Below are 12,479 nucleotides of genomic sequence, written 5' to 3'. Positions count from 1 at the left end.
GACGGCGTTGCGATGCAACGACAGTAGCGTCGGCGCCGCCCGACAGGTAGTCTGTGCCGTCATCGAATCCAAGCGCGCGGTGCGCATGATCAAGGCGATGGCGATAGAGCTATGACGACAGGGGAATCGGGCCGGCTGGCCAGCATCGAGGCGCTCGTCGAAGACATTCGGCAGGGCAAGATGGTCATCCTGATGGATGACGAGGACCGCGAGAACGAAGGCGATATCATCATGGCCGCCGAGTGCGTCGAGGCGAGCCACATCAACTTCATGGCGCGTCACGCGCGTGGCTTGATCTGCCAGCCGATGACCCGCGAGCGCTGCCAGCAGCTCAAGCTGCCGCTGATGGTCGACGACAACGGCTCCGGCTACGGCACCAAGTTCACACTCTCGATCGAGGCCGCCAGGGGCGTCTCCACCGGCATCTCCGCGGCTGACCGCGCGCTCACCGTACGCGCCGCCGCGGCGCGTGACGCGCGCCCCGAGGATCTGGTCCAGCCGGGCCATATCTTCCCGCTGATGGCGGAACCGGGCGGGGTGCTACGGCGTGCCGGTCATACCGAGGCGGCCTGCGATCTGGCAGCGATGGCCGGCTTCGAGGCCACCGGCGTGATCTGCGAGATCATGAACGATGACGGCAGCATGTCGCGGCGCCCCGAACTCGAGCGCTTCGCCGCCGAGCACGATCTCAAGATCGGCACCATCGCCGATCTGATCCACTACCGCATGCTCAACGAGCGCACGGTGGATGCGGTCGAGCGCCAGAGCGTCACCACGGCCTTCGGCGAGATGGCACTGCACGTTTTCCACGACCGCATTCAGCACACCCATCATCTAGCCTTGGTCAATGGCGAGCCTGAGGCGGCGCGGCCGACCACGGTGCGGGTGCATGCTGGCGACACCCTGGGTGATCTGCTGGCGCTGTGCAAGGGCGACGGGCACTGGACCGCCTACACCGCGCTGGAGGCGGTCAGTCAGGCTGAGGCCGGGGTTTTCGTGCTGCTCGACGATGCCAGCCCGCGCGGCGATCTCAAGACCCAGCTCGATGTGCTGCTCGGGCATCGCCCGGCGCCGCGCTCCAGCGCCGCCGATGGCAGTGGTAACTTTCTGTCGATCGGCACCGGCGCCCAGATCCTGCGTCAGCTCGGCGTCGGCAAGATGCGCCTGCTGAGTTCGCCGTGGCGCTTCTCGGCGCTCTCCGGGTTCGACCTCGAGGTGGTCGAGCTTGTCAGCGGTGACGTCTGAAACGCATGGCTTGCGTGCCGACACCGACCGTGATGAGACGGCGTGTGGCGCCCCCGGGGCGGCCATGTCGCCCGCTGGCGTCGAGCCATGCCCGCGCCCGCCGGGACATGGTAAGATGGCCGGCTTCGCGCGCCGAGCGCCTCGTTCTGGCGCCGGCCAATCACTCTTTTTTAGCGTACGCCTGAGGGGGTCCCTCGATCCGCTTCAGGCGCAGTGACTCCGGAACCCGACAATGCAACCGATCGCGCAACTGGAAGGCCAGTTCACCGATGTCGATGGCCGCTACGCCATCGTCGTCGGCCGTTTCAATCATCATGTCGTCGACAGTCTCGTCGAAGGGGCGGTCGACAGCCTGATGCGTCACGGCGTGAGTGAAGAGAACATCGAGCTGATCCATGTGCCTGGGGCGTGGGAGTTGCCGCTGGCGGTCAAGCGTGTGCTCACGGTATCGCGCCCGGATGCGGTGATTGCCCTGGGGGCGGTGATCCGCGGCGGCACGCCGCACTTCGAATATGTTGCCGGCAATTGCAACTCGTCGCTCTCCGCGCTGCAGCTGGCCCACGACACGCCCATCGCCAACGGTGTGCTGACGGTCAACTCGATCGATCAGGCGATCGAGCGCGCCGGTACCAAGGCCGGCAACAAGGGTACCGAGGCGGCAATGGCGGCGATGGAGATGGTCTCGCTGCTCAAGCGTCTGGGAGGTGAGGCATGAGCGCACCGTCGCGTCAGCCGAGCAAGGCCCAGGAGTCGCGCCGTGCGGCCCGCGAGCTGGCCGTGCAGGGACTCTATCAGTGGCAGATGACGGGCAAGTCGATCACCGCAGTGGAGGCCGAGTTTCGCGCCCAGATCGCCGATGAGGATCTCGAGGATCACGAGAACTGGCACAAGGTGATGGAGATTGCCGACGCGCTGCCCTGTTCCACGACCTGCTGCACAACGCCGCCCAGCATCAGCGCGAGCTCGATGCCGCTATCGCGCCGCTGCTCGACCGCCGGCTCGAGGATCTCGACCGCATCGAGCTGGCGATCCTGCGCCTGGGCGCATACGAGCTGTCGCGGCGCCCGGAAGTTCCCTACCGTGTGGTGATCAACGAAGGGGTGGAGCTGGCCAAGATCTTCGGCGCCACCGATGGCCACAAGTACGTCAACGGCATCCTCGACAAGCTGGCCTCGCGCCTGCGGGGTGCCGAGGTCGCTGCTCGCCGGCGTTGACATGAGCAGCGCTGCGTTGAGCGAATTCGCGCTGATCTCCCGCTACCTGGCGCGCCCCGCCAGCGGCCGGGCGGATATCGTCGTCGACAACGGCGACGACTGCGCGGTGATCGCCCCCACCCCCGGCCATCAGTTGGCGATCAGCGTCGACACCTCGGTGGTGGACGTGCATTTTCCCGCCGCTGCGCCACCGGCGGCGATCGGCCATCGCGCGCTGGCGGTGGCGCTGAGCGACCTGGCGGCGATGGGCGCGCGGGCGCGCTGGTGCACCCTGGCGTTGACCCTGCCGGAGACCGATACCGACTGGCTCGCAGCACTGGGCGAGGGCTTTCACGCCCTCGCCGAGCGTTGCGGCTGCGCGCTGATCGGCGGTGACGTGACCCGTGGCACCCTGAGTCTCAGCGTCACTGTACACGGCGAGCTGCCCGCCGGCAGCGCGCTGACGCGTGCGGGGGCGCGGGTCGGCGACTGGATCGCGGTGACCGGCTATCCGGGCCGCGCGGCAGGGGGCTGGCCCGCTGGCAGCAGGGCGAACGCGATCTGGCACATCCGCTGCTCGATGCCTATCTGCGGCCGCAACCGCGGCTGGCGGCCGGTGAGGCGCTGCGCGGTCTGGCCAGCGCGGCCATCGACATCTCCGACGGGTTGCTGGCGGATCTCGGCCATCTGCTGCGCGCCTCAAACGTGGGCGCGCAGCTCGATCTGGCGGCGCTGCCGCTGGCGACGCCGCTGCGCGCCATCCTCGACGGCGATCAGGTCCAGCGCCGCGTGCTCGCCGGTGGCGACGACTATGAGCTGCTGGTGACACTGCCCCCGGCCCAGCTTGCAGGTGCACAGCAGCAGCTTGCCGCGCTGCATCTGCCGCTCACGCCGATCGGCCGCATCGTCGCCGGCGAGGGTATCGGTGGGCTGCCCGAGGCGTTCGCCGGGCTAGGCGGCTGGGATCATTTCGCGGAGAGACGCGCATGAACCGGGCCCCCAAGAGCGTCTGGCGTCGCCCCACCCACTTTCTGGCCTTCGGGCTCGGCAGCGGCGCCGTGCCCTTTGCACCCGGCACCTTCGGCACCCTGGCGGCGATCCCGTTCTACTGGCTGCTCTCGGGATTGCCGCTGGGGCTCTATCTGGGGGTCATGGGCATCGCTACGCTGATCGGCATCTGGCTGTGTGGCAAGACCTCGCGGGATCTCGGCGTCCACGACCACTCCGGTATCGTATGGGACGAGTTCGTCGGCTACTGGCTGACCATGGCCGCGGTGCCGTTTTCGTGGGAATCGGCGCTGGGGGGTTCGTGGTGTTTCGGGTGTTCGACATCATCAAGCCGTGGCCGATCCGCTGGGTCGACCGCCGCGTGGCCGGTGGGATCGGCATCATGTTCGACGACATCCTGGCCGCGGTCTATGCCTGGAGCGTCATGCATCTGTGGTTCTGGCTGCACTGAACGAGCGGCGTCCCGGGTTGCGTACATCACCTGAGAAGACGTCGCCGAATCACTATCTACAGCGACCCCCTCAATCAACTCTGACAAGGAGCGCGGAATGCGCAAGTGGATCGGCGCGGGCGCCGCTATCGTGATCGTCGTGGGCGGGGGCTATCTCGGCGCCCAGGCCTACTCCAGCCATCGCTTCGAGCAGGAGATGTCGCAGCTCGTGGCGCGCTTGGATGCCAGCCCGCAGTGGCAGGTCGAACGCACCGACGTCGACAGCGGCTGGTTCCACTCCAGCGGCCGCTTGGAGGCGCGTTACCTCGATGACGAGAGCGAGCCGGTGGTGATCGAGGCGCCCTACGGGGCCGATCACGGCCTGTTCGAGACCAGCTTCTCCGGCGAGGGGCAGGTGCGTATCGGCGACGACCGCACGCTGTTCGGCGATCTGCTCGAGAGCGACGGGCCGCTGACCTGGAACGGGCGCTTTTTGACCCGCGAGCAGCGCATGGAGGCCACGATCGCGCTACCCGGTTTCTCCCAGCAGTGGACTGTGCCGGCCGGTGAAGTCGGCGGCGAGTTTCGCCCGGCGCGGCCGATGCAGGTCGACTTCTCGGGTCTGACGCTGAATCTCACCCAGCACGGGGATCGGGTCACTCTCGATGGCCAGGCGCCGCGACTGCAGCTACAGGATGCCGACGCCAACATGCTGCTGGAGAACCTGGCCATCGAAGGTGCGTTCCAGGGTGGCCGTCAGGCCTTCGACCAGTCACTCGCGCTCACCCTGCCCACCATCACCGTGGTCTCGCCGGATGGCGCCAAGCTGGTGTCGCACGACTCGCGCTACGCCCTCGATGCCAAGCTCGACGCCAAGGAGATGACGATGCATCTCGAGACTCGGCTCGGCGACACCACCATGGACGATCAACAGCTCGGCAGCGGTGAGCTGGCGATGACTCTTGATCATATCGATGGCGATGCCTACCGCGACCTGGCGGCGGCGCTGGAAGCGCACACCAGTGAGATTCAGGCGGCCGCGGCTTCCGACGATCAGGATGCGATGGCGCAGGCGCTGGCACCGCTCAAGCCGCAGCTGGCGGCAATCTTTGCCGGCTCGCCGCGCTGGGCCGTGGACAAGCTGGCGCTGAAGAGCCCGCTGATGGGCATCGACATGCAGGGCAATGGCGAGCTCAAGTTCGACGGCGACGGGATGGCTGACTGGCATCTCGACACCATGGACGCCGAGGCGCTCAATCGCGAGGTGCTAAAGCGTCTCGACGGTCATTTCGAGCTCAAGGGTGCGCCGCCGATTTTGCTGATGTCGTTGGGTCTGCCGATGAGCGGTGGCCCGCTGCGCATCGCGCTCGACGATGGCGTGATGACCCTCAATGACCAGCGCGTGCCGCTGGTACCGGGTGCTGCCCCCGCTCAGCCGTAAGCGCCTGGCGCCCCGATCCGGGGGCGCGGCGTCGATACCCCTGCGAAGGCCGAGCCGCGTGCTCGGCCTTCGTGTTTCCGCCGCCTATGGCACCGCGCTGGCGGTGCTCTCCTATCCTGTATTGGCACTGGCCGGTCGCGGGTTCACTTGAACTTACGCACCCCTGCCCACATCCCACAGATATCGGGCCGCTTTGGCCATGGACGGATACAGGATCAACGATGAGCGAACACGATTGGAACGCCGATAGCCATATCGACGTGGGCGGCGACACGGCGCAAGGCGAGGAGACGCCGCAGCAGGGGCAGTCGGCCAGCGGTGCCATGGTCCCGTCCGGCGACTACCTGCCGGAACGCATCTACCTGCTGCCGATTCACAACCGCCCGTTCTTTCCCGCCCAGGTGCAGCCGCTGATCATTCAGCGCCAACGCTGGGAAGAGACCATGCAGCGGGTCGCCAACACGCCGCATCACATGGTCGGTGTCGCTTTCATCGGCGATGTCAGCATGGAGGAGATGAGCCCCGGCAGCTTCCCCGAGATCGGTACCGCGGTGAAGGTGCACCGTACCCAGAGCGAAGAACACCAGATCCAGTTCATCGCCCAGGGCATGCGGCGTTTCCGCATCCATCGCTGGCTCTCCAAGACCCCGCCCTATCTGGTCGAGGTCTCCTACCCGCGTGAGCCGGTGGATGCCGAGGCCGCGAAGAAGCGCGCGCTTACGCGATGTCGCTGATCAACGGCATCAAGGAGCTGCTGCCGATCAATCCGCTCTACGGCGAAGAGTTGAAGAGCTATCTCAACCGTTTCAGCCCCCATGAGCCGGGCCCGCTGACCGATTTCGCCGCGGCGATCACCTCGGCCAAGGGGCGCGAGCTGCAGCAGGTGCTGGAGACACTGCCGATCATGGATCGCATGCAGCGGGTGCTGCCGCTGCTGCGCAAGGAGATCGAGGTCGCCCAGCTGCAGAACCAGATCAGCGAGCAGGTCAACTCGCAGATGCAGGAGCGCCAGCGCGAGTTCTTCCTGCGCGAGCAGCTCAAGGTAATCCAGAAAGAGCTGGGCATCTCCAAGGATGATCGCGAGAGCGACGTCGATACCTTCCGTGGGCGCCTGGAGCACCTGCAGGTACCGGAGCGGGTGCAGACGCGCATCGACGACGAGCTCGACAAGCTCTCGATGCTCGAGACCGGCTCGCCGGAATACGGCACCACGCGCAACTATCTCGACTGGCTCACCTCGCTACCCTGGGGCATCACCTCCGAGGATCAGCTCGATCTCAAGCGCGCCCGTAAGGTGCTCGATCGCGACCACGACGGTCTGGCCGACGTCAAGGAGCGCATCATCGAGTTCCTCGCCGAGGGCTCGTTCAAGGGGGACGTCGGGGGCTCGATCGTGCTGCTGGTCGGCCCGCCGGGGGTCGGCAAGACCTCGGTCGGGCGCTCCATCGCCGAAGCCTTGGGGCGTGAGTTCTACCGCTTCTCGGTCGGCGGCATGCGCGACGAGGCAGAGATCAAGGGCCACCGGCGCACCTATATCGGCGCCATGCCCGGCAAACTGGCCCAGGCGCTCAAGGAGGTCGAGGTCGAGAATCCGGTGATCATGCTCGACGAGATCGACAAGATGGGGCAGTCGTTCCAGGGCGATCCGGCCTCGGCGCTGCTGGAGGTGCTCGACCCCGAACAGAACGTCGACTTTCTCGATCACTATCTCGACGTGCGCCTGGATCTCTCCAAGGTGCTGTTCGTGTGCACCGCCAACCAGCTCGATACCATCCCCGGGCCGCTGCTCGACCGCATGGAGCAGATTCGCCTCTCCGGCTATATCGCCGAGGAGAAGGTGGCGATCGCCAAGCACCACCTGTGGCCGAAACTGCTCAAGCGCGATCGTATTCCCAAGAAGCGCATCAATCTGACCGACGCCGCACTCAAGCAGGTGATCGAAGGCTATGCCCGGGAAGCCGGCGTGCGCCAGCTGGAGAAGCAGCTCCATCGCATCGTGCGCAAGGCCGCGGTCAAGTTGCTCGAACAGGATCAGGAGACGGTCAAGGTCTCGGTCAACAACCTCGAGGAGTTCCTCGGCGCGCCACTGTTCCGCAAGGAGAAGGTGCTCAAGGGCGTGGGTGTGGTCACCGGCCTTGCGTGGACCGCCATGGGCGGCGCCACGCTGCCGATCGAGGCGACCAAGGTGCATGCGCTGACGCGCGGCTTCAAGCTCACCGGCAAGCTTGGTGAGGTGATGCAGGAGTCGGCCAATATCGCCTACAGCTACACACTCGGGCATCTGGGCGAGTACGGCGCCGATGCCGACTTCTTCAACGAGGCCTTCATCCATGTCCACGTGCCCGAGGGGGCCACGCCCAAGGATGGCCCCTCGGCCGGCGTGACCATGACCACGGCACTGATGTCGTTGGCGAAGAATCAGAGCATCGACCGGCCGCTAGCGATGACCGGCGAGCTGACCCTGACCGGCCAGGTGCTGCCGGTGGGGGGTATCCGCGAGAAGGTAATCGCCGCGCGGCGTAGCGAGATCTTCGAGCTGATCCTGCCGGAGGCCAACCAGCGCGATTACGACGAGCTGCCTGACTACCTCAAGGCGGGTATGACCGTGCATTTCGCCAAGGTCTATCAGGATGTCGCCAAGGTGGTGTTTGGAAGCTGAGGCGTAGGCTTCATTTCCCTGAGCGACGCCGCCTTGGCGGCGTCGCTCGGGTTATCGCTTGGCAATCTTCGCGCGCTATCGGCTAGCCTAGTTAGTCTTCCCGCCAGTATTACTCATCATCACCATAGTACTGCACGCCGAGCTGGATCAGCTCGCGGCCCTGGGCCTTGCGATGCAGGTTGGTGTCGCGCAGCGAATAGACGCAGCCGCAGTACTCCTGCTGATAGAAGCGCTCGCGCTTGCTGATCTCGATCATGCGCTGCGAGCCGCCTTTCTTGCGCCAGTTGTAGTCCCAGTAGGCCATGCCCGCGTAGGGGGCGACGGCGCGATGGCCGCAGTCGTTGATCTGCGCCATGTTCTTCCAGCGCGAGATGCCCAGGGAGCTGGAGATGAGCGAATAGCCATGCTCATAGGCATAGAGCGCAGTGCGCTCGAAGCGCATGTCAAAGCACATGGTGCAGCGAATGCCGCGCTCCGGTTCGTACTCCATGCCCTTGGCGCGGGCGAACCAGTTGTCGGTGTCGTAGTCGGCATCGATGAAGGCGATGCCGTTCTCCTCGGCAAAGCGGATGTTCTCCTCCTTGCGCAGCAGATACTCCTTCTTGGGGTGGATATTGGGGTTGTAGAAGAAGATCGCGTAGTCGATGCCGGAGACCTGCAGCGCCTCCATCACCTCGCCGGAGCAGGGCGCGCAGCAGGAGTGGAGCAGCAGCTTGTCGTGGCCTGAAGGCAGCGTCAGCGTATCGCGTTGGTCGAGCGTGGACATGGTGTAACCGGGTCGCAGAGAGAGAAATGTCTTCAGCGTGAGATGGTGAGTCGCCGCCGGGGCCGCGTCAATGTCGATTCCGCCCCGAGACCGATCCGCGCCGCCGCTAGGCGGCGCGAGGGCTGGCCGCGTGGGTCAGTCGCGGTCGATGGTCAGGCCGCCCCAGGACTGGCAAACCGGCATCAGTTCGAGGCGGTTGATGTTGAGATGTGCCGGCAGGGTCGCAGCGTGGAAGACCTGTTCGGCCACATCCTCCGGCTGGATCGGCTCGACCCCGCCGTAGAGCTTGTCATGGGCGTTCTGGTCACCCTTCATGCGGACCAGGGTGAATTCGGTCTCGGCCATGCCCGGGGCGACGTCGGTGACGCGCACGCCGGTGCCCTTGAGGTCGCAGCGCAGATTGTAAGAGAACTGATTGACGAAGGCCTTGGAAGCGCCATAGACGTGGCTGCCGGGGTAGGGCCACAGGGCAGCGGTGGAGCTGATATTGATGATTGCGGCGCCGCGGCCGACCTCGATCAGCGTCGGCAGTAGCGTGCGCGTGACATTGACCAGGCCGGTGATGTTGGTGTCGATGACCGTCTGCCAGTCATCCAGATTGGCTTGTTGGGCGGGGCCGGCACCCAGCGCCAGACCGGCGTTGTTGACCAGGACCTTGACCGCCTTGAACGGCTCGGGCAGGGCATCGACGACCTGGGCGACCGCGTCGCGCTCGCGCACGTCGAGGGTCGCGATATGTATCGGCACCTTGGCGGTCAGTTGCTGCTCCACTTCCTCGAGCCGCTCGCGGCGGCGACCGGTGAGCACCAGCGCCCAGCCGGCCTCGGCGAAGCGCTCGGCGCAGGCGCGGCCGAAGCCGGAGGTGGCACCGGTGATGAAAGCGACAGGGGGATGGCTCATGTTGGCTCCTGGAACGGTCGGCTTATCGACAATGAGGCGGCGGCGCGGCGGCCGACGCTGTATAGCACCTCAAAATAGCACCTCAAGATAGCGGGGCGCGGTGATCGGGGAAAGCGAAGGCGCTTGTCTCCGATCACAGACAGGGCGTTGCGCTTTGTGTAAAACCCGGTGATTCCCGGTCGCTATATACGCGGTTATTTGCAGTTTGATTACACTTTGAACGTTCGCTGGGGCACAATCCCTGCCGCCGTGCACGCACACCGACCGACGCCCCCGGCAAGAGTCCTTGAGAGACTCGTCCGTTCATCGCTGACTCCAACCTCAACCCGATCATTTACGGCGCTCGCTTGGATCACCGTGTCGCATTTCGCTCCCTTTCCGATGAAGGGGACATTCATCGGCCTGCTACCCGGTAACTGGGGGAGGAGGAATTCATGCATGCACTCAAGAAGCGCCGCTACCACGGTCTCGAATGGTTGCGTTTTCTCATGGCGCTGTGGATGGTCGCTTACCATTTCGGCGGCATCTACAGCGACATGCCGGACCTGCTTCGCAGTGTCATCGGTATGGGTTTTTTCGCCACCAGTACCTTTTTCATGCTTTCGGGCTTTCTGCTCGCCCATGTCGCGCTGGATGACACCGGGGGCATGAAGATGGGCGGCCCCGCGTTCGTGGCGCGGCGGCTGTGCAACCTCTATCCGATTCACGTCATCACGCTGCTGCTGGCGCTGGGGCTGCTGTTGTTCCAGTACCCGATCCGGCCGGAGGGTGTGCATGTCTACTTCAATTCCCACCCCTACCTGCCGCTCAGCGACGAGGCGCGTGCGGCCTTCGCCGGGCGCATCTCCTGGCCCAGCGCGCTCGGCCACATCGGGCTCCAGCTGACGCTGCTGCAAGCCTGGGAGCCGCGCTTTCTGTGGCTCAACGGCGCCTCGTGGTCGATCTCCGCGCTGCTCTTCTTCTACGCCTGCTTTCCACTGCTGGCACCGCGGTTGATGCGACTGCAGCGCTGGGGCCTGGCGCTGCTGGTGGTGTGGGGGCTGTATGCGGCGGGTCCGCTGGTAGCGACCCTGAGTGGTGCCTTCGACTATGTCACCGTCGGCATATTGCACCGCAATCCGCTGTTCCGGTTGCCGGAGTTCCTGACCGGCATCCTGCTCTATCGTGCCCTGCAGACGGCCGGGCTGGCCGAGCTGCTGCGCCGTTTCCGCTATCCGCTGCTGGCGCTGGGGCTGTGCGGGGTGCCGTTGGGCGTGTGGCTGCTCAAGCTCGATGGTCTGCATCTCTACTATCTGACCCATAACGGCCTGCTGCTGCCGTTCCAGGCGCTGGTGCTGCTCAGTGCCACCGCCTTCGCCTCGCCTGCCAGCGCGGCGAATCGTGCCCGGCTACAGCACCTGGGCGAAGCGGCGCTGTGCATCTTCGCGTTGCACACGCCGCTGATCGGCCCGTTTGCCCGTGCCACCCGCTGGCTGCTGCTGCGCTGGCACGAGGGCTGGGTCGCAGCGAGCGGCAACGCGGCGTTGAAGTTCGCCATCCCGCTGTGGACGATGGCCATTCATCTGACGCTGATCGTGGTGCTGGCACTGATCATGCAGCGCTACGTGGTCAAGCCGCTGCGCGGATGGCTGGAGCGGCGGCTGCCGGCGGCGTGGCAGCCCAAGCCACGGGCGAGTGGCGGCGATCAACCGACCGCGCTGCGCCAAGTTGCGCTATCCTAGCCGTTTTCGGGTCCGGAAACGCTCGCCCAGCGCGGGCGCTTCCAGGCTCGTGAATCCATCGTCAAGGAACGCTGCATGAAGGGAACCATACGTGTAGGGCTGGTCGGCTACGGGATGGCCAGCAAGCGGTTCCATGCACCGCTGATCGCTGCCCAGGAGGGGCTGTCGCTGGTGGCCATCGCCAGCCGCGACAGCGCCAAGGTCCGGGCCGACTGGCCCGATGTACCGGTCGAAGCGTCGCCCGAGGCGCTGTATGCCCGTGACGACATCGATCTGGTGGTGATCCCCACGCCCAATGCCACGCACTACCCGCTGGTCAGCCAGGCGCTGGCCGCCGGCAAGCACGTGGTGGTCGACAAGCCGTTCACGGTCAGCGTGGACGAGGCGGAGAAGCTCTGCCTGCAGGCGATCGAGGCCAAGCGACTGCTCTCGGTGTTTCATAACCGCCGCTGGGATGGCGACTTTCTCACCGTGCGCAACCTGATCGATAGCCAGGCGCTGGGCCGGGTGGTGCACTTCGAGTCGCATTTCGACCGCTACCGTCCGGAGATCCCCACGCGCTGGCGCGAGTCGCCGGGGCCGGGGGCCGGGTTGTGGTTCGATCTCGGTTCGCATCTGCTGGATCAGGCGCTGGTGCTGTTCGGTCGGCCGCAGTCGATCTGGCTGGATCTCGCCGAGCAGCGTGATGGCGCCCAGGTCGACGACTATTTCCATGCCGTGCTGCGCTACGACCAGCGCCGCGTGGTGCTGCATGCCGGGACGCTGGTGGCCGCTGCCGGGGCACGTTTCACCGTTCACGGCAGCCGTGCCAGCTATATCAAGCATGGTCTCGATCCGCAGGAGGATATGCTCAAGCGCGGCGACCGCCTGCCCACGCCCCACTGGGGCGAGGATTGGCGCCACGGCATGCTCACCATCGGCCAGGTGCGCGAGGGGGGCAGCCGGAGCTGCACGAAGTGCCGACGCTGCCGGGTGACTATCTCGCTTACTACACCGGGGTGCGCGATGCCATTCTCGGCCGCGCGCCGCTGCCGGTGACGGCGGAAGCGGCGCTGGAGGTGATGCGCTTGCTCGAGGCTGGAGTGGAGAGCGCCCCAGCGGTCAGGCGGTCGCCAT

At 65.8% G+C, this 12,479-nt stretch carries 8 protein-coding genes and 4 pseudogenes; 10 read left to right on the top strand and 2 right to left on the bottom strand.

The genetic code is table 11. From position 1 onward, the window contains the following. The first annotated feature begins 111 nt into the window (after positions 1–111). The 8 genes and pseudogenes from ribBA (at position 112) to lon (ending at position 7,976) form a co-directional block, all read left to right on the top strand. Entirely contained in the window at positions 112–1,245 is a 1,134-nt protein-coding gene (gene ribBA / locus CN538_RS01775; protein WP_106418357.1) for a bifunctional 3,4-dihydroxy-2-butanone-4-phosphate synthase/GTP cyclohydrolase II, read from the top strand. 232 nt (positions 1,246–1,477) lie between these two features. Next, positions 1,478–1,960, top strand: a complete 483-nt coding sequence (gene ribH / locus CN538_RS01770; RefSeq protein WP_035475199.1) for a 6,7-dimethyl-8-ribityllumazine synthase — start codon at positions 1,478–1,480, stop codon at positions 1,958–1,960. Further along, positions 1,957–2,459, top strand: a pseudogene (gene nusB / locus CN538_RS01765) (transcription antitermination factor NusB). Before ribH ends, nusB begins: the two are co-directional and overlap by 4 nt. Beyond that, a pseudogene (locus tag CN538_RS24790) lies at positions 2,377–2,820 on the top strand (thiamine-phosphate kinase); the annotation flags it as partial. The pseudogenes nusB and CN538_RS24790, both read left to right, overlap by 83 nt. A gap of 107 nt (positions 2,821–2,927) precedes the next feature. Further along, on the top strand, positions 2,928–3,428 hold the full coding sequence (locus CN538_RS24785) for an AIR synthase-related protein (protein WP_340638365.1): 501 nt from the start codon (positions 2,928–2,930) through the stop codon (positions 3,426–3,428). Positions 3,429–3,496: 68 nt separating this feature from the next. Further along, positions 3,497–3,897 (top strand): annotated as a pseudogene (locus tag CN538_RS01755) (phosphatidylglycerophosphatase A family protein). Positions 3,898–3,994: 97 nt separating this feature from the next. Further along, on the top strand, positions 3,995–5,317 hold the full coding sequence (locus tag CN538_RS01750) for a DUF945 family protein (protein ID WP_106418356.1): 1,323 nt from the start codon (positions 3,995–3,997) through the stop codon (positions 5,315–5,317). 86 nt (positions 5,318–5,403) lie between these two features. After that, a pseudogene (gene lon / locus CN538_RS01745) lies at positions 5,404–7,976 on the top strand (endopeptidase La). 109 nt (positions 7,977–8,085) lie between these two features. Here the strand turns inward: lon and CN538_RS01740 are convergent. Both CN538_RS01740 and CN538_RS01735 read right to left on the bottom strand, forming a co-directional pair. Beyond that, a complete protein-coding gene (locus CN538_RS01740; protein WP_106418355.1) occupies positions 8,086–8,742 on the bottom strand; it encodes an epoxyqueuosine reductase QueH in 657 nt (218 codons plus the stop codon). Positions 8,743–8,877: 135 nt separating this feature from the next. Next, positions 8,878–9,642, bottom strand: a complete 765-nt coding sequence (locus CN538_RS01735; protein ID WP_106418354.1) for an SDR family NAD(P)-dependent oxidoreductase — start codon at positions 9,640–9,642, stop codon at positions 8,878–8,880. Positions 9,643–10,076: 434 nt separating this feature from the next. Here CN538_RS01735 and CN538_RS01730 point away from each other — a divergent pair, with 434 nt between their 5' ends. Further along, the gene (locus CN538_RS01730; protein WP_106418353.1) at positions 10,077–11,363 is read left to right on the top strand and encodes an acyltransferase family protein; all 1,287 of its coding nucleotides are present in this window, start codon (positions 10,077–10,079) and stop codon (positions 11,361–11,363) included. Positions 11,364–11,438: 75 nt separating this feature from the next. Further along, positions 11,439–12,401, top strand: coding sequence for an oxidoreductase (locus CN538_RS01725; RefSeq protein WP_242495469.1), 963 nt, complete (start codon positions 11,439–11,441; stop codon positions 12,399–12,401). Positions 12,402–12,479: the final 78 nt, after the last annotated feature.

Source organism: Salinicola tamaricis (assembly GCF_003006155.1).
Lineage (GTDB): Bacteria > Pseudomonadota > Gammaproteobacteria > Pseudomonadales > Halomonadaceae > Salinicola > Salinicola tamaricis.
The sequence above is the reverse complement of the archived record's forward strand: the minus strand, read 5'-3'. Positions and strand labels throughout refer to the sequence as shown.